Genomic DNA, 20,288 nt, shown 5'->3' with positions numbered 1-20,288 from the left:
TCCCCCACCCCCTGGTAGGGGCCGCCCTCTTCCGTGCCCGCCCCGGCCGTCGTGACGATGGTCCTGTGGCCTGTGACCTCGCCCGCCGAGCCAGGGCCGGGCGTGGACGTCCCTGGTCACAGTCGCCCCGATGACGGGAGGCCCGCCTCCTCGTCGACAGGGCCGGCCGACCGTCCCATCCCCACCAGGAGGCCCCCGTGCCCGTCACCGATGTACCGCTGGACGACGGCCCTGACCGGTCGGCTGCTCTCGAAGAGAGCACGGAACGGGACGCTCCCGAGCAGCGGGAGTACTCCCGGCCGCGGGCCTTCTCCGTCGGCCCCGCGACGAGGTTGGTCCGCGGGGGCATGTTCGGCAAGGCCCATGACGGCTACACCGGCTACTACATGGAGCCCTGAGCTCGCCGGCGGGGCCATCCGCCTCCGCCCCGACCTGCTGCTCGTCCGGGCCCCGGACGGCAGCGGCAGGCTCCTGGACCTCGCCGGCTCCTTCTACGCCGTCGACCCGCTCGCCGCGGAGCTCCTCGTCGGCCTGTCGCGCGGTGATCGCACCGAGACGGTGCTCACCGCCGCCCGGCGGTACCGGGTCCCCGAGCAGCAGGTCGCGGCCGACCTCGACGCCCTCCTCGCGGAGCTGCCCCCCGGCATCGGTACCGAGAGCGCGATCCGGCGCGACAGGCGGGTCGATCCGCTCGTCGTCGCGGTGCTGTCCCTCCTGCGCCGGGTGGGACACCTCCGCCTGAGGACCTGGGCCCTGTTGGCGGCCGCGCGGTTCTGCTTCGCCACGGCGGGGTGGTCCCGCACCCTCCGGTGGTGGACCGCCCTGCCGCTCCGGGACCCTCCGGACGGAGCCTCCACGGTCGAGATCGACCGACGGGTGCGCCGCTCGGCCACGGGCAGCGCCCTGGGGCACACGTGCAAGGAACGGGCCGTGGTCTGCCTGGCTGAGGCACGGACCGCGGGGTTGCCGGCTGCCGTGGTGCTCGGTCTGAGCTTCTACCCGCTGGCCACGCACACCTGGTGCCTCGTGGACGACGACGTCGTCCTCGGCGACCTCCCCGACCTCTGCGATGCGTTCCAGCCCGTGGCCCGCTACCGATGAGCGGCGGCGTGCTGGTCGCCACGATCGGTCCGACCGGCGCGGCGCTGACGGCCACGGGCCGGCACGTCACGGGCGCCAGCGGCGGCGGGGTCACGGTGCTGCTCCTGGGTGAGCTGCACTACCGCGCGGACCTGCACGTGGGACCGGGCCGGCCCGACGACGCCGAGCGGATCGCTCGCGTCTACCACCGGGGGGGTCGCACCGGCCTCGCGGCGCTCGAGGGCGACTTCGCGTTCCTGCTGTACGACCGGACCTCCGGTCGGGTCCTCGCCGTGCGTGACCCCATGGGAGGGCACCGGCTCTACCACGAGCGTCTCGGCGAGCAGGTCGTCGTCGCGACCGACCTGGCGACGCTCCACCGGCTGCGGGGTCGGCCGGCCGACCTGGACGACGACCACCTCGCCGGCTACCTCGCCGCCCAGTTCCCGCTCAACGAGCCGGCCGGGACGAGCACGCCCTTCCGAGGCGTCGAGCGGGTCCCGGCCGGCGCGGCGCTCCAGGTCGAGATCCCCGCGTTGACGACAGCCGTCCGTCCGCTGTTCGCCCCGCTGGAGGTCGCTCCCGTCCGAGGTCACACGCTCTCCGGTGCCGCGGCCGACTTCCGCGACGTGTTCGTCGCCGCGGTGGGGGAACGCGCGATCGGCGACGTCGCGTGCCACGTCTCCGGCGGGCTGGACTCGTCTGCCGTACTGCGCTGCGCGGCCGACGCCGCCGCGCACGGCCGGTGCACGCTGGTGGCCGGGCTCTCGGTCGTGTACCGGGAACTGGGCCTGCTCGCGCGCGAGACGCCGTACGTCGACTCCGCGCTCGGCATCGCGCCCCGCCTGCGGTCGGTGCGGCTCGACGGGGACCACCTGCTGGACTTCGACGCCTTCGCCGACCCGCCCGAGCACGACGAGCCGTATCCCGGGCTGTGGCGCATCGGGATGGACCGCGCCCTGACCCTCGCGGCGTTCGAGGCCGGTGCCGAACGGGTCCTCACCGGCGTCGGGGCCGACGAGATCCTCGACACCCATCCCTTCCACCTCGCAGCGGACCTGCGCAGCTGGCGGCTGGCTCGGGCTTGGCGCGAGGTGCGGCGCTGGGCGGCGGCGGACAACACCGACCCGTGGACGGTGCTACGGCCCTACGGGTTCGACCCGCTGCTCGCCCGTCGGCGCCGCCGCGCACCCGAGGTCCCGGCGTGGGTCAGGCCGGAGTTCGCCCGGCGCACGGCCCTGGCGGAACGCATCGCGGAGCAGGCGGCGTCCGGGGCCGCGTTCCACCCGACACCCGCCGTCGGGTCCGCCCTGGCCGGCATCCGGGGCCGGACCGGGGACCCGGTCCGGTGGGCGGTGGCACACCCCCTCGGCCTGGTCGTCTCGCACCCCTTCCTCGACCGGCGGGTGCTGCAGGCGGGGTTGCGGGCCGTCGCGAGCGTCCGCCCGGATCCGACGCCGAGCAAGCCGTTGCTGCGCGCCGCGATGCGCGGCACGTTGCCCGACCCGATCGCGACGCGCCGGCGCAAGGGGCACTTCAACGAGGTCTACTACCGCGGGCTGTTGCGCAACCGGGGACAACTGGTCGAACTGGTCGGTCATCCCGCGGTCGTCGACCGGGGGATCCTGGACGCCGAGGCGCTGGCGGCCGTCCTCGACCGCGGTGCTGTCGGTGGCCTCCGCGTTCCGGAGCTGCACTCGCTGAACCTCGCGCTGACCCTGGCGCGGTGGCTGCTCCAGGAGGCGGGGCGGAGCCCGCACGACGGCGTCCTGCCATCCCAGCGCCTGCCGTTCGCCGGGCACCGCCGAGGCGCCGGACCGCCGGGGGCGGCCACGTGACCGCCCCCCTCGGCCCGGGGGGTCCTCCCCCGCTCCGGAACGGGGGCTCGCGCCGGCAGGTGGGGGGTTGGCCGGATGTCGGGTGACCCCGGACCCGGCGACCCTGGTCTCAGCGTTCTTGGACCGGAGACCGGTTCGCGGCTCCCGGACGAGAGCGGTGACGCCCCCTCCACATCGAGGACCCGCCATGTCCGCTCCCCTGCCGTGCCTGCGCCACTCGCGCACCTGGCTGGCCTACTGCGACGACTGCACCGCGTGGCACCTGTCCCGGCAGCTCGCGCGGCGCGCCGCCCCGCCGGTGGCGCAGGACCCCGGACCACGGGACGAAGCCGTCGAGACCGCGGTCGCCGAGAGCTCTCGCGAGCAGCAGGAGACCGGCAGCCGCTCGACCGGACTGCGCGTCGCCTTCCGGCGCGCCTGCGATGAGCGTGCCGAGGCCCGGCACCAGCAGCGGGTCGAGGACACGCCGGCGACCCGGCTCGCCGTCCAGCGGAGCAGCGCCCGGATCGACGTCGTCCTCGACGCGCACCTCGCGCGCAGCCGCTCCACCGAGGCCGGTCGGCCCGCGACCTCGACTCCCGTTCCGGACGCCCCGCCGCCGTCTCCGCCAGCAGCACCCGACCGGCGACCTCCCGGGCCGGCCCGTCACGGCCGTCCGCGGGGGGGCTGCGGGTGCGCAGCGGAGTGGAGGTGCCACGACGCGGCCGCTCCCAGGGCCACGGCATGGTCCGGACGGGGGTCGACTCCGAGGGGACGCCCCAGCTCGCGCGAGAGCAGCCGGGCCACCAGGGGGATCCGCGACGAGCCGCCGATCAGCAACACCGCTGAGAGCACCTCCGGGGAGACCCCCGCCGAGCACAGTGCCCGCCGGAACGTGGTGATGGTCGACTCGACCAGACCGAGGACCAGCTCCTCGAACCGCTCCCTGGTCAGCCGGACCTCCAGGCGGATCCCGGGCAGGACCACCGGGATGACCGTCTCGGTGTCGAGGGACAGCGCCTCCTTGGCGAGGGTGCAGTCCCGGCGCAGGCGGGCGAGGGCGACAGCGGCCCGGGGATCGCCCCTGTCCAGCTCCGCGAGCGCCCCACCGGTGGCGTCGTCGACGAAGGAGAGGACCGCCTCGTCGAAGTCGGCACCGCCGAGACGCTCGATGCTCTCGGGCGTGCCGAGGACGTCGGTGCTGCGACCGTTCCGGCGCAGCACCGCCGCGTCGAACGTGCCGCCCCCGAGGTCGTAGACGGCGATGGTCTCCTCCGTCGCCGGCTGCCGGGTGGCGGCGTGGTAGGCGACGGCCGCCTCCGGTTCGGTGATCGTCCGTGCGTCGGGGATGCCGACGAGCTGCGGCACCTCCTCGAACAACCCCTGCCGGAAGGGACCCCAGTTGGCCGGGTGGGTGAGGACCACGACCTCGGGTTCGAGGCCCTGCTGCGCGGTGACCCGGGCGACCACCTCCTGCAGCAGCGCGGCCAGCAGGTCGGTGGCCGGGAGGGAGGTCCCGCCGAGCACCACCGGCGTCGGGTTCCCCAGCCGGCGCGTGATCTCGGAGGCCACCCGGTCGGGGTCGCTCACGGCGTGCTTCGCGGCCTCGTCACCGGCGACCAGCGCCCCGTCGTCCCGGACGTGGACGACCGAGGGCATCACCGGCGACCGATCCCCGAGCGGGAACACCTCCACGCGAACGCCGTCCGCGACCGCGGCCGCGGCGGACGTCGTCCCGAGGTCCACCCCGAGGCAGTAACCCACAGCGCCCCCTGGGAAGGCAGCGGGCGGCAGACTTCCTCGCCGGCCGTAGCGTAACGAGGCGGGCTGGCCGTGCGGTCCGTCCGCCGGCGGCGCGGGGTGGGCCACGAGCGATCCGTCACGGAGCGAACTCGGGGGTCTACCCCACCCCGGGGATGGGGCGCACCCCATTCCGGCCGCGCCGGCCCGGCCGGAGGATCTGTTGGTGATGTACACGCCTGCGCAGTGGCCGGACGACACGGGTGCCGCGGCCCCGGAACGGGCTGCCGGGAACGGGGCGCCGTCGCAACCGGTCGACCTCGGGTCGGCCGGCACCCGCCAGGTCGTGCGCGACCACTGGCTGCGTCGGCTGCGCCTGCAGCGCCGGCTGCACGACGGCGCGTCCCTGCAGATCTCCGCACTCGTGCCGCGGCTCGGCGTGGTCCGCAAACGGCTGTCGGACGACGAGGAGGGTGTCCGGCTCTCCATCGACGACCTGCAGGACCAGCTGCACACGGTGCTGCAGGAGCTGCGGGAGGTCTCACGGGAGATCTACCCACCGTTGCTGGACCAGGCCGGGCTGGGCCCGGCGCTGTGCGAGTTCGCCGACCGCGTTGCCGTGCCCGTGTACGTCGTGGCACCGGCGGAGCGCTTCGGCCCGGAGGTCGAGGGGGCCGTCTACTTCGCCGTCACCCAGTGCCTCACCCTGCTCGAGGCCGGGGGGCCGCCGGTCGAGGTGGTGCTGCGCCGCGACGGGGAGGTGCTCGTCGTCTCCCTGGATGGCGTGCCGGTCCGGCACGCCGTCCAGGTGCTGAGCCAGGTACAGGGGCTGGGTGGCCAGGTCAGCGTCGCAGAGGCGCCCGACTCGGGGAGGATCACGGTGAGGATCCCGTGCGAGTAGCCCTGGCCGAGGACGGCGCCCTGTTCCGTGAGGGGCTGCTCATGCTGCTGGAGGCCGCGGGCCACGAGGTCGTCGGCTCCACCGCCGACGGGGACGCGCTGGTCGAGCTGCTGGACACCGAACGGGCCGACGTGGCGATCCTGGACATCCGGATGCCCCCGGGGCCCGACGGCGGCCTGGTGACCGCCGAACGACTCCGGGCCCTGCACGCCGACATGGGGCTGCTGTTCCTCTCCCACTACGCCGAGTCCCACTACCTGATGCGGATCCTGCAGATCGGGACCGAGTCCATCGGCTACCGGCTCAAGGAGAAGGTCGGCAGCGTCGACGTCCTGAGCGACACGCTCGCCCGGATCGAAGCCGGTGAGATCGTCATCGAACCGGTCCTGGCCAAACGCCTGGTCGAGCACCCCCGCGGTGAGAAGAAGGGAGCCGTCGAGTCACTGTCGCCACGAGAACTGGACGTGCTGCGGCTCATGGCCGAGGGCCGGTCGAACAACGGGATCGCGGCCCAGCTGTTCGTCACGCCCAAGGCGGTGGAGAAACACATCGCCAGCATCTTCGGCAAGCTGCGGCTGCCCGAGGACGCCACCGAGCACCATCGCCGGGTCCTGGCCGTCCTCACCTACCTGCGGGCTCAGCGCGACGAGGACTGACCCCGGCTGCAGGGGGGTTGGCGCGGCCCGCGGCTGGGCCTAGCGTGAGCGCACGGCCCGGCCGGAGCGCCGGGCGTGGGTCGGTGGTGCGGATGACCCGGGTCAGCACAGCAGTGGTGCTCCGTGGACTGCTGGTCGCCGGAGGGGTGGCCGCTGTGCTGCTCGCGGTCGTCCTCGGCGGCCGGGCGGTGATCGACAACAGGCAGCTCAGGCTGGTGCTGCCGTTCCTCGGGGTCTGCCTCGCGGCCGTCGGGCTCTTCCTGGCGTGGCCCGTGCTCGAGCGCACGGTCGCCCGCGTGGCCGGCCAGAGGCTGGCCAGCCCGTACTCGGCGCTGGCCGAGGCGGCCCGGCGGATCCAGGCCGGATCCCTCGACCAGGTCCTCCCCGGCCTGGCACAGGTGCTGGCCGAGGGCACCGGGGCGGTCCGGGCCGCAGTCTGGCTGACCGTGGGAGACCGGTTGGTGGAGGCCGTCCACCACCCTCCGGACACCGGAGGCGCGAGTCCACCCGGCCGGACCGTGACCGGGCTCGCGGACCTCCTGGTGGACCCGGACGTCGACCACGTCGTGCCGGTGCTCGACGCGGGGGTGCTCCGGGCCGCCCTGACGATCACCAAGCCGGGACCGATCACCGTCGCCGACCGGGACCTGCTCCACGACGTCGCCAACGGTGCGGCGCTGCCGCTCCGCGTGGTGGCGCTCAACGCCGAGCTCAGCGAGCGGGTCCGGCGGGCCGCCGAGCTCGCCGAGGAGCTCCGGGCGTCCCGCCGCCGTCTCGCCTCGGCACGGGACGCGGCGCGCCGGCGGCTGGTCGCGGAGCTCTCGCACGCCACGGACGACCGCCTGGCTGCGCTGCGGACCGAGCTAACGGCGACCCGCGCCCGCCTGGCCGACGCCCCGGACGACCTGACGCCGTTCCGGGACGCGCTCGCCGACGCCCGGGTCCGGCTGGACGACCTGCTCGACCGGTTCCGCACGGTGGCCAGGGGTGTGTACCCGTCCGTGCTCCGCGACCACGGGCCGGCCGCCGCGCTCGACGAGGTGGTGGCCGACCTGCCGCGGCCGGTCCGGCTCCACGCGCAGCTGGCGTCGCGGGCGGCATGGGAGCTGGAGTCCGGGCTGTACTACGCCGCCGCCTCGGCACTCCGCGAGCTGGCCGGACGACCCGCCGAAGGAGAGCTGAGCCTGCGCCTGGAGGAGTGCCGCGGCGCGATCAGCGTGGTCCTCGACGACCCCGCCCCGCCGGTGGGTGCGGCTCGTCTCGAGGCGGTGCTCGCCGACGACGCCGACCGCCTGATCGCGCTCGGTGGCGGCCTGCGGGTCACCGCGCACAGCGAGGACGGTGCCGCCCTCCCCGCCAGCCGGGGCGGCAGTCCCCCTGTCGTCGTCCGCGCCTGGGTGCCCGACCGGGTGGAGCCGGTCGTGGAGGGCGTCCTCGAGATGGAGGTCGCGGTCCGGTGACCGGCGGGCGTGCCGAACGAGGGGGCAGCACCTGGATCGTTGCCCTCCTCGTCGGGTGCGCGCTGCTGTCGGTCTGCTGGCTGGTCCTCGGGGTGGTCGTGGCCGTGGCGCAGGAGTTCGCCGGCATCGCAGGCCTCACCCCGGAGGCGGTCGCCGCGAGCGACGTGTGGACACGGGGTCTGGTCGCTGGGATGCGGCACAGCGAGCCCCTCCCCGTGCTGATCCCCGACGCGGCACTGACCGTGCTCGTCCTCGGCCTCGCGGGCGCCCTGCTGGTGCGCGCTCCCCGCGATCCCGCGCAGCTCCTGCTCGGGACGGCGCTGGCCGCCTCGGCCGCCGCCTTCGGCCCGCAGTCGGACGCGGCGTCGGAGGTGCTGGCCACCGTCACCGGGGTCGACGGGGTCGCTGCGGTCCCCCGGTTGCTGCTGCCGGTGGTCGCCTGCACCACCTTCGTGCTCGCGCTGGCCTGGGCGCCGCGGAGCGGTCCCCTCGGGCGCCCCGACCGGTGGGTGGTGGCTGCGGCGCTCGGCGCCGCGGCGGTGGCCCTGGTGGGCGCCGCGTTCCTCCCGGCGTCGGTCCGCTGTGTCCTCCTGGCCGGGGTCGTGCTGCCGCTGCTCGGGATCGCCGGCCTGCGCCGGCAGCTCCGCGCCAGCACCAGTGAGCGGCTGCGGGCGCCGACGCGGCTGCTCTTCGGTCTCCTGGTGGCGACCGTGGCGATGGGCGCGGCGCTGGCCGTCCTCACCGGCGTGCTGGCGTTGCTGAGCCTGCGGGGGCTGGCCCAGCTCGACTGGACGAGCGTGGACTGGACGACCGCACGGTCCCTGCCCCCGATCGTGCTGTGGTACTGGGCATCCCGGCTGTCCCTGCCCGTCGTGGCCGTGGCCGTGCTGGTGACGAGCCGCCGGCCCGGCGCCGCGAGCGCGCAGCGGTGGTTCAGCCGCGGGGTGGTCGTCGTCCTGGTCACGGCCTCGATCGGCTGTCTCTACGCGGTCGTCGACATGCTCGTCGGCAAGCCCAGGTCCGGAGGCGTGGTCCCTCCTCCGCTCGTCACCACGGCAGCGGCTGTGACGGTGAGCGCGCTGGTCTTCCTCCCCGTGTTCCTGCTGACCGAACGCGCGGCCGACCGGTTGCTCTACGGCACCAGGCCGACCCCGTACAGGGTGCTGGCCGAGCTCGCCGCCCTGCCACGGGCCACGACCGGGGGCGTCCCCGACCTGGCCGGCCTCGCGGAGGCGGTCGGCCAGGGCCTGGGCGCCACCACGTGCCAGCTGACCGTGTACCGGCCGGGGCTGCGCGACCGGAGCTATCGGTGGGTCAGGCCGGGAGAGGAGGAGGCCGAGACGTCGCTGGAGGTCCCCATCCGGCACGGGGGGCAGGACGTCGGGACGATCGCGGTCGACCGGGCTGCGGTCGCCGGGGCGGACGACCAGCGGCAGGTCCTGCTGGAGGCGATCGCCACCAGCCTCGGAGTCGTGCTGCAGGCCGTGCGGACCGGCATCGACCTCGAGCGCGAGCTGCGCGCCGCGGTGGCCCACGCCGCCGAGATCGCCGACGCGCGTCGACGGGTCGTGGCCGAGGCGGACAGCGAGCGGCGGCGCATCGAGCGGGACCTCCACGACGGGGCCCAGCACCACCTGGTGTCGCTGAGCCTGACGCTCGGGCTGGCCGAGCACGAGGTCCGGGCCGGGCGGCTGGAGCAGGCACGCGCCCGGCTGGACCAGGCCGTCGGGCAGCTCGACACCGCGGAGGCCGTCCTCGCCCGGACCGCCACGGGCCTCTCCTCGGCCGCGCTCGCCGAGCGCGGTCTGGTCGCCGCCCTCCGCGCCGAGCTCGGAGGGGACCCGCACATCCGACTCGACACCACCGCCGTGACCGTCGCCCGGTTCGCGCCCGAGGTCGAGGCCGCCGTCTACTTCTGCTGCCTCGAGTCGGTGAACAACGCCCGCAAGTACGCGGGTGGGGCGCCCATCTGCGTGCGGCTGCACCGTGCCGACGACCACCTCCTCTTCACCGTCGAGGACGAGGGGCGGGGCTGGGATCCGGAGACCCGGTCGGATCCCCTCGGGCGGGGGGTGCGCAACATGACGTCACGCATCGCGGCCGTCGGCGGGCACCTCGACGTCCGATCCGCCCCCGGAGAGGGCACCAGGGTCGTGGGCCGGGTACCGCTGGGCGATCCGGGGGCGACCCCTCCCGCACCCCGCGCCGTACCGGTCCCCCGTCCCGTCGACCAGGGCCGGGCCATGGCCCGCCCCGACCTCTAGCACGGGGTGGCGGACCCGCAGGCCCTCCGACGACCTCGGGCCGTCGACCTCCCGCTGGTCGACAGCGAGGGACGCCGCGTCCAGCGCCCCGCGGACCGGAGGTCGTCAGGCCGGCGACCGCGCACCCGTCCGGGGCGGTGCGCCGTGGGCGCCCTCCAGGCCGGGGCACCAGCCGCTGCGGGTGGTGCCCCGGGCTCGCCCGGGGGGCGGGACGAGCCGGCCGTGCAGCTCCCGCCCGCCGCCGGCCCAGTGCAGGAACTCCTCCTCCCACGGCCGGTCGAGCAGTGCCGCCCGCTCGTGCAGCTCGACCTGGACGGCGAGGAACTCGCGGAGTCCTCGCCAGGCTCGCAGCGTCGTCGTCCTCCAGCGGACCATCGGTCCCCTCCCGGGCTGTCCGGTTCCGGCGGCGTCCGCCGCCAGGCCCAGCGTCGACCGTGCAGGACCCAGCGACGAGTGGCAGGAAAGACGTCTATCGCGTCATTCCTGCCAGCGCCCGGACCGGGTCCACCGGCAGGCAGCCGGTGGTGCTGCCGTGCCCCGCCGTCCCCGGTGGCAGCGCGGATCGGGTGGGTCACGACGGCGCGCCGGCGCCCCGCTCAGCGACCGCGAGCCCTCCGCGCCCCTGGGCGCTCAGCCCTGCGCCCCGGGCCTCCCGCCCACGAGGCCGCGCGCACCGGCGCGCCCACGGGCGTCCCGCGTCACGCCACCACACGGGCAGGCGTGTGCGCACCCGGCTCGGGCCCGGCGACGATCCAGGCCGTGCGCCCGTGGAGCGGCGGGGTCTTGGTGCCGTCGGTGAACCACACGACGACCCCCCCGTGCGCCTTGCAGCGCGAGCGCACGACCCGGACCTGACTCCCCTGCCTGGTCCTGGTCGGCCGGACGAGGGGCAGGCCGAAGTCCGTGCCGACCACGTCGGTGGTCAGGACCGGCTCCCCGGCGGGCAGGTTGTTCGTCGAGACGGTGGTCACAGGGCCTCCTGGGCATCGAGCCGACCGGCCGACCGGCGTCGGGGCGGTCTCCCCCGGCGGTGGAGCCGCCGCAGCCGATCGAACGCGTGTTCGATTGTGCGCCCAGGGTCCGACGGATGCCACCCCCCTCCGCTGGTCGCTGAGCGACGTCCACTGCCCCGCCGGCGCTGTGTCCCGACCGCGTCGACCGGGACTCCCCGACCCGTGGCGCCGCGCCGCCGTCCTGCGGCCGCCCGGCCCAGGGCCGCTCAGAGCCCGAGCCGGGCCGACGCCGGGTCCGCCCAGCGACTGCTGGCGTCGTATCCCCGCATGGTGGTCACCGAGGCCCACCGGCCCGTCCGGGCCAGCTCGCGCTCGCTGACACCGGCCTTGTACCCCTCGGTCGCGAACGAGCGGCGGAGACTGTGCGGGCTCAGCCCGTCCAGCGGGACGCCGGCACGCTCGGCGGCGCGGCGCAGGACGAGCCGCACCGACGACCTGGCCATCCGCGTCCGGCCGATCCGGGGATGGGCGCCTCGCCCCACGCTGCGGAACAGCGGCCCCGAGCCGCCGGCGAGGTCGGCTGCGTCGACCCAGGCCTGCAGGGCCCGCACCGGGCAGGTCGGCGCCCGCACCCCCGGCGCCAGTGCCAGCACCTCGCCGGAGCCCTCCTGATCGGTCTTCGACCACCGGATGGTGACGTCGAGGCCACCGTGCCCGGCCGGGGCCAGGTCGGGCACGTCCAGCCCGCAGACGTCCGACGCCCGGAGCGCGAGGGCGAACGAGGTGAGGATGAGGGCCCGGTCGCGCAGACCGGCCACCCCGGCCGGGAGGTCCTCGACGAGCGCGCGGATCGTCTGGGTGTCCAGCGCCCGGGCCTTCTTCGGACGACGGCCGTCGCGGGCCGCCGTGCGACGGATGCCCCGCAGGACCTCGCGGGTGCCGGGGTGCTCGGACGGACTGGGGTGCCCGGCCTCCCGGTGCGCGTGCCCGATGCCGGACAGTCGCCGGGCGATGGTGCGCGGGCTCGCCCCCGCGTCGCTGAGCGCCGCGAGGTAGGCCGCCACCGCGGCGTCGGCCGCGGGCAGCGCGGGAAAGCCCCGCTGCCGGGCCCAGGCCGACCAGGCGCGGAAGTCCGCGTCGTAGGCCTTCCTCGTGGACTCGGCCTTCGCCGCGGTGAGATAGCGCCCCACCGACTCGACGTCCCCGGGGAGCACCAGGCCGCCGTCGGCGGCTCCCGCCCCGGCGGGCGCGCCGGCTCCGGTCGTCGTGACCAGGACCCCGGTGGAGGGGTCTGCGGTGGGCGTCCCGGCCGCCGGCGCTCCGGACTCCATAACAGTTGGTTATGGAGTGCTCGGGTCGGCGTCGTCCCGTTCTCCGACCCGAGTGTCGGTCGTCCGTTCGTTTGTCCAGTCTGGCTGCAACGCACGACCGGAAGAAGGCTCGGGGCCATGACCGCGGCCCCGGCGATGTGCGCCTATCCGGACTGCGAGCGCCCCGTGGCCCCACCCCCGCCGACCGGAGGACGCTCCTCCTACTGCTCGCGCCCGGACCACAACCGCACGACCGCCTTCGCCGCACGCCGGGCGGAGGCGGCCGGACGCACATCCCCCGCCCCGGGGGCACCCGCCGCTCCGCAGCCGGCAAACCGTCCCGCGGAGACGCTGACCGAGATCGCCGACCGGCTCCACCACACCCTGGGCGCGATCGAGGACCAGGTGGGCCGCGCCCGCGAGGTCCTGACCAGGGCCGCCGACGCGGAGCTGCTCGAGGCGGAGCGGGCCGCCGTCCGCACCGACGCACGCCGCGAGATCGCCGAGGCCGAGCAGCGCGCGTCCCTCGCCGACCGGGTGCGGGCGGTCGCCGAGAGGGCGACGCGGGAGGCCCTCGAGGTCGCGGCCGGGGCCGAGGCCGACGCCGCCGGCGCGCGGGACGCAGCGGCTGCAGCCCGGGACCAGGCAGCCACCGCCCGGGAGGCGGCCGAGGCGGCGCACGCGCGAGCGCAGCAGGCGCGCGCCGACGCGGACGCGGCCGGAGCGGCCGCGAGCGCGGCCGAGGCAGGGCGACGGGACGCCGAGCGACAGCGGGACGCGGCCGTGCGCGCCGCCGAGTCGGCCCGCAGCGAGGCAGCCCGGGCGGAGGAGGCGCGGGCACGCGCGGTCGCCGACGCGGCGGCGGCACAGGAGCGGGCGACCTCCGCGGAGGCGGCGCGGGACCGGGCGCTGGACGCCGAACGCGCGGCCCGGGCGGAGACCGGACGCGCACGGGCCGACGCGGCGCAGGCGGTCAGCCGTGCCGAGCAGGCGGAGGCCGCCGCCCGGCTGGAGACCACCGCCGCGGAGGGCCGTGCGCAGGCGGCGGAGGCCCGGGCCGACGCCGCGACGGAGCAGGCGAGTGCGCAGGAGGCCCGCGCCGAACGTGCGGAGCGCCGCGCCGCGGAGAGTCGACGGGACCGCCTGCGGGCGGAGGAGGCGCGCGACCGCGCGGTGGCCGACGCGGCAGCGGCACGGGCGCAGCCGGCAGCGGCGGTCCGCACGCCGCAGGAGGAGGGCGGAGGAGGGAGCTAGGCCGGGCACGGCCCGGCGCTCAGTCCTGCCGGGTGCCGTTCCGCGTGACCCGGATCGTCTGCGGGCTGCGGGTCCTCCGGGTGGGCAGGACCTCACCGAGCTCGACCAGCCGCTCCACCGCGGCGTCCTTGTCCACCTGCGTGCGCAGGCCGCCACCGGACCACTCGCAGTACAGGTCGTCCGCCGGACCGGACCGGCCCCGCAGCCGTTCCCGCGCGTACTCCTTGTGCCGCTTGGCCTCGTTCTCGGCCGCCCGCCAGGCGTCGTAGTCGTGGACGGCCTCGACGTAGTCCTCGTCGGTCACCGTCAGGCGGGACTGGCGCGAGACGTCGCCCTCGGTCCCCGGGTCCACCGGCGGGCCCCAGCACAGGTCGAGGAACGGGCACCAGTCGCACATGGTGTCCACGCCGGGTCCGAACCCGTCGCGGGGGACGGCGTCGGCCCCGTCGTCCTCCACGGTGGCGTAGACGTCGGTGAGCCACATGATCGCCTCGGCGGTCAGCGCCGGGTCGTGGTCGGCCTCGAAGACGACGTCCTCGCCCGAGTCGCGGGACAGGTAGCGGATGCGCAGTCCGTCGACGTCCTGCCCGTCGCCGGCCGGCAGCCGGCGGTCGGCGGTCTGCCCGGTCCGCAGCAGCCAGGCGTAGACGGCGACCTGGAACCAGTGCCGGACCGGGACCCCACGGGTGAGGACCCGCTCGAAGCCGAACCGGGACGTCGTCTTGAGGTCCTCGACGACCGGTGCGTGCCACCAGTCGCAGCGCCCCCTGACCTGCTCGCCCTTCAGAGCGACCTCGGTCAGGCCGCCGTACTGGCGGCGGAGCGCGCGCAGCACCCCGCGGTGCAGCTCGGTGCCCATGAAGGCCTGCAGCCCGGTGCGGGTGTTGGTCGGACGGCGGCGGGCGATGCGGTAGGCCGCCCGGCGGCGGCACTCGCCGAGCTCGGAGGCGCCGATCATCCGCTGGCGGGAGCGGGCCCGACGGCTGTCGAGGTCACGGACCGCGGCGGCCAGGCTCGGGGCGGCCCGGCGCTCGGCGGCGCTGGGACGGGCGGGCAGGACGGCGGTCATCACGTCTCCCTCGGGTAGGGGGTGCCGGAGCGGGGCCGGGGGTCCGGCCCCGCTCCAGCGGTGCGGCTCAGGCGACGTCCGTGCGGTCGTCGCCCGCGGCCCGCTGCGTGGCGATGACGTCCCGCACGAGTGCGGTCAGCCGCCGGGTGGCCACCTGCTCGGCGGGCCGGCCGAAGCGGGCGGCGATCTGCTCCTCGGTCACACCCAGGGCCTCCAGGCTGGCCAGCACGCCCCGGCGGGCGGCGTTGAGCCGGCGCTCCCCCGGGTCGTCCGGGGTCGGCGAGGGCTCGAGCAGCGGGTTCGCCGGCGTCTCCTCCCGGCCGGTGGACGGTCGGGCGGCCGCGGCGGCGGCCCGGGCGGACTCCACCACCGCGGCGGGCGTCTCCGGAGCGGGCGTCTGGCCGGCGGCCGAGGTCCTGCGGCGCCCGGCGGGGTGGGACCCCACCGACGCCTCGAGGAACTCCTCGTGCCGGGCCTGGATCAGCTCGGCGACGGTGTACGAGCCGCTGGGGGTCGGGACGTCGACCTGCAGCATGCCGCTGCGGTTGGCCTCGGCCCACACCTCGCGCAGCTCGTCGTCGTCCCCGGCGTCGCCGATCCGCGCGACCAGGTCGCCGGCGTCGGGCTCACGCCGCCCGCCCGCCCGGGCAGCCTGCCGACCGGCCGGGGCCTCCTCGGTCCGCTCGTGGTCGAGCAGCCCGCCGCCGTGGAAGGAGACGAGGTCCCGGACGTGCGCGGTCCCCGGGTCGCACTTGAGGGCGTCGAAGACCAGCCACTCCAGCAGCCGGCCGTCCGCCTTCTTGTCGGCGACCTCCTTGGCCGGGTCGTCGTTCGGCTTGATGCCGACGTGCACGCTGCGCGCGCCGACGATCAGCGGTCGGCGCCCGCGGCGCAGCCGCACCCACACGCTCGCTGCGTAGGGGAACTCGCGGTGGGTCTGCACCGACCAGGTCTTCTGCCCCTCGATGGGCCGGCCGTTGGCGTCGACCTCGGTGACCTCCTTGCCGCGGGCGGTCACGACGACGATGCCGGGGAAGGTGAGCAGCTCGGTCTGCAGTTTGCGCCAGCGCGCGCCCGCGTCGTTCCACAGGTTCTGGCTGATGGTGATCTCGGCGTTGGGGTCGCGCTTGAGCAGCTCGCGGTTGCGGGCCGACCTCGCGGCGCGCTCACTCGCCCAGTCCTTCAGGCCGTCCCAGATGGCGGAGCCGGTGTCGATGCCGAGGACCACCGGCGGCTCGCCGGCGTCCGCGGCGCGGCGTGCCTGGGCCTTGACCGCCTGGACGGCGGCCAGCACCGCGGCGTAGGAGCCGTCGTGCTCGACCAGCTCGTACTTCGCGCCGGGGATCGCGCCGTACTCGTCACCGGCGCCCTCGTTGAGGTCGATCCAGTACAGCGTGCCGATCTTGTCCGAGGCGCTGAACTGGGCCAGCGCCCACGACTTCCCGGCCTTCTCCTCCCCCTCCAGGAGGATGCAGGGCCACGGCACGCGACCGGTGGGCTTGCGGGTCTTGAGGCCAGAGACGGCCATGGTGAACTCCTCGTCGACATGGGGAAGATGTCGACCCGAAAGCTATGGGTGGGTACTGACACATCCGTCCGCCCATCGCGCAAGCACATCCGGTCCTCTTCGTGAAGCTGCAGCTCAGGACGGCACAGGAACTCGGATCGGCGTGTCGGTCGTTCGCTGTCGGCGTAACCGGCGCCCACCACGGCCGCATCCGGACCAGCCCTCGCCGGGCGACCGGACCGGCTCCGGGGCGATCTCGGCAGCCACGGGCGAGGTGCCTGGACCGGGCGTGACCGGCGTCCTGTGGGGACGCGGCGCGGCTTGCTGAACCCGGGAGCAGGGCGCACTAGCGTTCGGCAGCGTGAGCGGCTTCTCCCACGACGGTCCGGGTGGCGACGCGGTGGACGCCGTCCCCTTGCGAGGAGCAACGCCCTACGACCTGTGGCTGTGGAGCCAGGAGACGTCGCAGCGCCTCACCGAGGTGTACGAGCGGGTCCTCGTCGCCGGCACCCCGGAGGCGTGCCGGGTCCACGCACCCGACTTGCTGCGGCTGACGCGGCGCCTCCTGGCGCTGCGGCTGACCGTGGTCGCCGGCGACCGGCGGCTGGCGTTCGAGCAGCGGGTGCCGCCGGCCCACGGCGTCGCGGTGGCCGCACTGTGGGCGGAGGTCTTCTGGGCGGCGCGCGCCGAGTCGTCGGACGACGACTCCGGGGTGCTGGAGGAGGCGGACGCGGCCATCCGCGTCCTCCTGGGCTCGTCCACGGTCGACCTGGCCGACCTGCACGCCGTGACGGGCTGGTGGGAGCGGCTGCAGCAGGTGGAGGAGACCTTCGACGGCCTGGAGATGCAGGCGCAGGCGGCGCTCGAGGCTCGGCAGGAGCAGTACCAGCACGCGTCGGAGAAGCGTCAGCTGAACACGCCGTGACGCCCTCCCCCGCTCGGCCACGCGACCGACGGCCGTCCCGGCCACGACGTCGCCGGACGAGGAGCGCTCACGGGTGCTCCAGGGCCGGGACCGCTGCGAGACGGACCGGCGGGTGGGGCCTCGTCCCGCCGTCGAGCGGGGAGGCGGCGGAGGACGGTCGGCCGCGGAGACGGCGGGCGAGGGCGGTGTGCCGGCGTCCGGAACCGGTGGCGCGCACGGCCTGGCCGAGGGCCCGGGGCGAGCCGACGAGGACGACGAGCTGCTTGGCGCGGGTGACGGCGGTGTAGAGCAGGTTCCGTTGCAGCATCATCCAGGCGCTGGTGGTCAGCGGGATGACCACGCAGGGGTACTCGCTGCCCTGGGAGCGGTGGACCGTGACGGCGTAGGCGTGCACCAGCTCGTCGAGCTCGCCGAAGTCGTAGCCGATCGCCTCGTCCTCGTCGGTGACGACGGTGAGTCTCTGCTCGACGGCGTCGATGGCGGTGACGACGCCCTGGGTGCCGTTGAAGACCCCGTTGGCGCCCTTGTCGTAGTCGTTGCGGATCTGGGTGACCTTGTCCCCGACGCGGAACACCCGCCCGCCGAAGCGCTTCTCGGCCCGGTCGGGGTGGGCCGGGGTGAGCGCCTCCTGCAGCAGCTCGTTGAGCGCGGCGGCGCCGGACGGCCCACGGTGCACCGGGGTCAGCACCTGCACGTCGCGGCGGGGATCGAGGCCGAACCGGGCCGGGATCCGGCGCACCACGACGTCCACGGTGAGCCGGGCGGCCTCCTCGGCGTCGTCGGTGGGGAAGAGGAAGAAGTCGTCGAGGCCGCGGACCTGGGGATGGCTGCCGGCGTTGATCCGGTGCGCGTTGGTGACCACCCCCGACCGGCTGGCCTGGCGGAAGACCTGCGTCAGGCGCACGTGCGGGATGGGGGTGCCGTCGGCGAGCAGGTCGCGCAGCACCTCCCCGGCGCCGACCGAGGGCAGCTGGTCGACGTCGCCGACCAGCAACAGGTGCGCGCCCGGCGGGACGGCCCGCACCAGCTTGTTGGCCAGCAGCAGGTCCAGCATCGAGGACTCGTCGACGACGACCAGGTCGGCCTGCAGCGGCCGGTCCCGGTCGAAGGCGGCGTCCCCGCCCGGCCGCAGCTCCAGCAGCCGGTGCACGGTCACCGCCTCGACGCCGGTCAGCTCGGTCAGCCGCTTCGCGGCCCGGCCGGTCGGCGCGGCCAGCACGACCTTCGCCCCCTTGGCCGCCGCGAGGGTGACGATGGAGCGCACCGTGAAGCTCTTGCCGCAGCCGGGGCCACCGGTGAGGACGGCGACCTTCTCGGTCAGCGCCAGCTGCACCGCGGCCTTCTGCCCGGCCGCCAGCTCCACGCCCGTGCGCCGGTGCAACCAGGCCAGTGCCGCGTCCCAGTCCACGCTCGCGAAGGCCGCCAGCCGGTCGTCGTCGGCGGTCGCCAGTCTCTTCAGTCCTCCGGCCAGCGAGACCTCTGCCCGGTGGAAGGGGACGAGGTAGTACGCCACCGTCGGCGGCTCGCCGTCCGCGCCGGGGAACTCCTCGCGGATCAAGCCCTCCTCCGCGACCAGCAGGGCCAGGCAGTGCCCCACCAGGTCCGCCGGGACCTGCAGCATCTCGATCGCCCGGGCGACCAGTTCGGTCTCCGGTAGGAAGCAGTGCCCCTGCCCGGTCGCCTCGGAGAGCACGAACTGCAGCCCCGCCTCGACCCGCTGCGTGCTGTCGTGCGGGATGCCCACCGCGGCCGCGATCGTGTCGGCGGTCCGGAACCCGATGCCCCACACCTCGGCGGCCAGGCGGTAGGGCTCGTTGCGGACCACGCCGATCGAGGCGTCGCCGTACTGCCGGTAGATGCGCACGGCCAGCGAGGTGGACACGCCCACCCCCTGCAGGAAGACCATCACCTCCTTGATGGCCCGCTGCTCCTCCCAGGCCGCGGTGATCAGCCGGGTCCGCTTGGGGCCCAGGTTCGGCACCTCGGCCAGGCGCGCCGGTTGCTCCTCGATGACCCGCAGCGCGTCGGTGCCGAAGTGGTCCACGATCCGCTCGGCCAGCCGCGGGCCGATCCCCTTGACCAGGCCCGAGCCCAGGTAGCGGCGGATGCCCTGCACCGTGGCCGGCAGCACGGTCGTGTAGTCCTCGACCTGGAACTGCCGGCCGTACTGCGGGTGGGCGCCCCACCGTCCCCGCAGCCGCAGCGTCTCCCCCGGTTGCGCGCCGAGGAGCGACCCCACGACGGTCACCAGGTCACCGCCCCGCCCGGTGTCCACCCGGGCCACGGTGTAGCCGGTCTGGGGGTTGGCGAACGTGATCCGCTCCAGCGTCGCCTCCAGGACCGCCCCGGTCCGCGCCTCTGCCACCGCCATCCCCCCAGCACCCGCCGTCCCCCCGATGGTCACACTCCCCGGGGACACCTCCGCGGTCCTCCGCTCGCGGGACGTGGTCCGCGGCGCACCGGACGGCGGGCGCGAAAACGTCAGACCGTCCTCGTAGCCTCCGGACGCTCACCTGAGCGATGCACCGACGACACGGAGGACCGGATCATGGCCGGCGACACTGTCATCACCATCATCGGCAACCTGACCAGCGACCCCGAGCTGCGCTTCACGCCCTCGGGAGCGGCGGTCGCCGACTTCACCATCGCGTCCACCCCCCGCACCCTGGATCGCCAGACGCAGGAGTGGAAGGACGGCGAGGCGCTCTTCCTGCGCTGCAGCTGCTGGCGGCAGATGGCCGAGCACGTCGCGGGATCACTCACCCGCGGCTCGCGGGTCATGGCACAGGGACGCCTCAAGCAGCGGTCCTTCGAGACCAAGGAGGGCGAGAAGCGCACCGTCGTCGAGCTGGAGGTCGACGAGATCGGCCCGTCCCTGCGCTACGCGACGGCGTCGGTCTCCAAGGTGACCCGTTCCGGGGATGGCCCTGGCGGCGGATCCGGTGGCGGGATGGGCTTCGGTGGCGATGGCGGGACGGGCGCCGGCTCCGGCGGCGGCGACGGTCGCACCGGGACGGGGCGAGGTGGCTCACCCGACCCCTGGGCGGCGCCGGTGGGCGGGCTCAGCGAGGAGCCACCCTTCTGAGCTGCACCACGCGGCCCCGCGGGGACGACCGGCGCCACACCGGCGTCCTCGCGTCAGGGGGCGGGTCGGCTCTCCCGACCGACCCGCCTCCGGCCCGGGCAGCGCTCGCCCTGTCCGGGCCGGACGTCCGTGCAGTCCAGCGGTCGTGCGGAACAGGCGTGTTCGCCGCTGCCCGTCCCGGTGAGCGTCGTGGTGGTCGAGACGGCGGTCGGAGACGCCCGCGACCCGGTGGACCGCCCCGTCCGGTGGCGGTCGAGCGGCCACGTG

At 75.5% G+C, this 20,288-nt stretch carries 17 protein-coding genes; 10 read left to right on the top strand and 7 right to left on the bottom strand.

Annotated features, from left to right (window positions below):
* Window positions 1-197 precede the first annotated feature (197 nt).
* The 3 genes from ACWIX7_RS25105 to ACWIX7_RS25095 are packed head-to-tail and all read left to right on the top strand — an operon-like array spanning window position 198 to window position 2,918.
* Window positions 198-398 carry a hypothetical protein gene (locus tag ACWIX7_RS25105; protein ID WP_448619118.1) on the top strand — a complete coding sequence of 67 codons (201 nt, stop codon included), beginning with the start codon at window positions 198-200 and terminating at the stop codon, window positions 396-398.
* Complete coding sequence (locus ACWIX7_RS25100; protein WP_448619117.1) at window positions 364-1,101, top strand: lasso peptide biosynthesis B2 protein; 738 nt, start codon at window positions 364-366, stop codon at window positions 1,099-1,101. The genes ACWIX7_RS25105 and ACWIX7_RS25100 overlap by 35 nt, the downstream gene beginning before the upstream one ends.
* Entirely contained in the window at window positions 1,098-2,918 is a 1,821-nt protein-coding gene (locus tag ACWIX7_RS25095) for an asparagine synthase-related protein (RefSeq protein WP_448619116.1), read from the top strand. Before ACWIX7_RS25100 ends, ACWIX7_RS25095 begins: the two co-directional genes overlap by 4 nt.
* A 645-nt stretch (window positions 2,919-3,563) precedes the next feature.
* Here the strand turns inward: ACWIX7_RS25095 and ACWIX7_RS25090 are convergent.
* Window positions 3,564-4,661: an Hsp70 family protein gene (locus ACWIX7_RS25090; protein WP_448619115.1), complete on the bottom strand. Its 1,098-nt coding sequence runs from the start codon at window positions 4,659-4,661 to the stop codon at window positions 3,564-3,566.
* A 205-nt stretch (window positions 4,662-4,866) separates the two neighbouring features.
* Between ACWIX7_RS25090 and ACWIX7_RS25085 the strand changes: the two genes are divergently transcribed.
* The 4 genes from ACWIX7_RS25085 (at window position 4,867) to ACWIX7_RS25070 (ending at window position 9,918) form a co-directional block, all read left to right on the top strand.
* Window positions 4,867-5,538 carry a sensor histidine kinase gene (locus ACWIX7_RS25085; RefSeq protein ID WP_448622189.1) on the top strand — a complete coding sequence of 224 codons (672 nt, stop codon included), beginning with the start codon at window positions 4,867-4,869 and terminating at the stop codon, window positions 5,536-5,538.
* The gene (locus tag ACWIX7_RS25080) at window positions 5,529-6,194 is read left to right on the top strand and encodes a response regulator transcription factor (protein WP_448619114.1); all 666 of its coding nucleotides are present in this window, start codon (window positions 5,529-5,531) and stop codon (window positions 6,192-6,194) included. Before ACWIX7_RS25085 ends, ACWIX7_RS25080 begins: the two co-directional genes overlap by 10 nt.
* 92 nt (window positions 6,195-6,286) lie before the next feature.
* A complete protein-coding gene (locus tag ACWIX7_RS25075) occupies window positions 6,287-7,654 on the top strand; it encodes a hypothetical protein (RefSeq protein WP_448619113.1) in 1,368 nt (455 codons plus the stop codon).
* Window positions 7,651-9,918, top strand: a complete 2,268-nt coding sequence (locus tag ACWIX7_RS25070) for a sensor histidine kinase (RefSeq protein ID WP_448619112.1) — start codon at window positions 7,651-7,653, stop codon at window positions 9,916-9,918. The genes ACWIX7_RS25075 and ACWIX7_RS25070 overlap by 4 nt, the downstream gene beginning before the upstream one ends.
* Before the next feature lie 105 nt (window positions 9,919-10,023).
* Here ACWIX7_RS25070 and ACWIX7_RS25065 read toward each other — a convergent pair whose 3' ends face one another.
* From ACWIX7_RS25065 to ACWIX7_RS25055, 3 genes are all read right to left on the bottom strand, one after another.
* Window positions 10,024-10,293, bottom strand: a complete 270-nt coding sequence (locus ACWIX7_RS25065; RefSeq protein WP_448619111.1) for a hypothetical protein — start codon at window positions 10,291-10,293, stop codon at window positions 10,024-10,026.
* Between the two features lie 323 nt (window positions 10,294-10,616).
* Window positions 10,617-10,889 (bottom strand): hypothetical protein, encoded by a 273-nt coding sequence (locus ACWIX7_RS25060; RefSeq protein WP_448619110.1) that lies wholly within the window; start codon window positions 10,887-10,889, stop codon window positions 10,617-10,619.
* Window positions 10,890-11,137: 248 nt separating this feature from the next.
* Window positions 11,138-12,202, bottom strand: coding sequence for a site-specific integrase (locus ACWIX7_RS25055; protein WP_448619109.1), 1,065 nt, complete (start codon window positions 12,200-12,202; stop codon window positions 11,138-11,140).
* Between the two features lie 117 nt (window positions 12,203-12,319).
* On the opposite strand from ACWIX7_RS25055, the gene ACWIX7_RS25050 reads away from it, so the two are divergent.
* Window positions 12,320-13,435 (top strand): hypothetical protein, encoded by a 1,116-nt coding sequence (locus tag ACWIX7_RS25050; protein WP_448619108.1) that lies wholly within the window; start codon window positions 12,320-12,322, stop codon window positions 13,433-13,435.
* 19 nt (window positions 13,436-13,454) lie between these two features.
* Here ACWIX7_RS25050 and ACWIX7_RS25045 read toward each other — a convergent pair whose 3' ends face one another.
* Window positions 13,455-14,504, bottom strand: coding sequence for a PD-(D/E)XK nuclease family protein (locus tag ACWIX7_RS25045; protein WP_448619107.1), 1,050 nt, complete (start codon window positions 14,502-14,504; stop codon window positions 13,455-13,457).
* A 67-nt stretch (window positions 14,505-14,571) separates the two neighbouring features.
* On the bottom strand, window positions 14,572-16,032 hold the full coding sequence (locus ACWIX7_RS25040; RefSeq protein WP_448619106.1) for a hypothetical protein: 1,461 nt from the start codon (window positions 16,030-16,032) through the stop codon (window positions 14,572-14,574).
* A gap of 340 nt (window positions 16,033-16,372) precedes the next feature.
* Here ACWIX7_RS25040 and ACWIX7_RS25035 point away from each other — a divergent pair, with 340 nt between their 5' ends.
* On the top strand, window positions 16,373-16,936 hold the full coding sequence (locus tag ACWIX7_RS25035) for a hypothetical protein (RefSeq protein WP_448619105.1): 564 nt from the start codon (window positions 16,373-16,375) through the stop codon (window positions 16,934-16,936).
* A gap of 67 nt (window positions 16,937-17,003) precedes the next feature.
* On the opposite strand, the gene recD2 is transcribed toward ACWIX7_RS25035, so the two are convergent.
* Window positions 17,004-19,301, bottom strand: a complete 2,298-nt coding sequence (recD2, locus tag ACWIX7_RS25030; RefSeq protein ID WP_448619104.1) for an SF1B family DNA helicase RecD2 — start codon at window positions 19,299-19,301, stop codon at window positions 17,004-17,006.
* A 183-nt stretch (window positions 19,302-19,484) separates the two neighbouring features.
* Here recD2 and ACWIX7_RS25025 point away from each other — a divergent pair, with 183 nt between their 5' ends.
* A complete protein-coding gene (locus tag ACWIX7_RS25025; RefSeq protein ID WP_448619103.1) occupies window positions 19,485-20,021 on the top strand; it encodes a single-stranded DNA-binding protein in 537 nt (178 codons plus the stop codon).
* Window positions 20,022-20,288 lie beyond the last annotated feature (267 nt).

This window comes from Geodermatophilus sp. URMC 65 (genome assembly GCF_053502545.1).
This window is presented reverse-complemented; position numbering and strand designations above follow the sequence as displayed.

What these genes read in the sequence shown, in the direction of transcription:
- ACWIX7_RS25100 (WP_448619117.1), top strand. Translation starts at nt 364, where the DNA reads ATGACGGCTACACCGGCTACTACATGGAGCCCTGAGCTCGCCGGCGGG.
- ACWIX7_RS25095 (WP_448619116.1), top strand. Translation starts at nt 1,098, where the DNA reads ATGAGCGGCGGCGTGCTGGTCGCCACGATCGGTCCGACCGGCGCGGCG.
- ACWIX7_RS25085 (WP_448622189.1), top strand. Translation starts at nt 4,867, where the DNA reads ATGTACACGCCTGCGCAGTGGCCGGACGACACGGGTGCCGCGGCCCCG.
- ACWIX7_RS25075 (WP_448619113.1), top strand. Translation starts at nt 6,287, where the DNA reads ATGACCCGGGTCAGCACAGCAGTGGTGCTCCGTGGACTGCTGGTCGCC.
- ACWIX7_RS25065 (WP_448619111.1), bottom strand. Translation starts at nt 10,293, where the DNA reads ATGGTCCGCTGGAGGACGACGACGCTGCGAGCCTGGCGAGGACTCCGC.
- ACWIX7_RS25055 (WP_448619109.1), bottom strand. Translation starts at nt 12,202, where the DNA reads ATGGAGTCCGGAGCGCCGGCGGCCGGGACGCCCACCGCAGACCCCTCC.
- ACWIX7_RS25050 (WP_448619108.1), top strand. Translation starts at nt 12,320, where the DNA reads ATGACCGCGGCCCCGGCGATGTGCGCCTATCCGGACTGCGAGCGCCCC.
- ACWIX7_RS25045 (WP_448619107.1), bottom strand. Translation starts at nt 14,504, where the DNA reads ATGACCGCCGTCCTGCCCGCCCGTCCCAGCGCCGCCGAGCGCCGGGCC.
- ACWIX7_RS25040 (WP_448619106.1), bottom strand. Translation starts at nt 16,032, where the DNA reads ATGGCCGTCTCTGGCCTCAAGACCCGCAAGCCCACCGGTCGCGTGCCG.
- ACWIX7_RS25025 (WP_448619103.1), top strand. Translation starts at nt 19,485, where the DNA reads ATGGCCGGCGACACTGTCATCACCATCATCGGCAACCTGACCAGCGAC.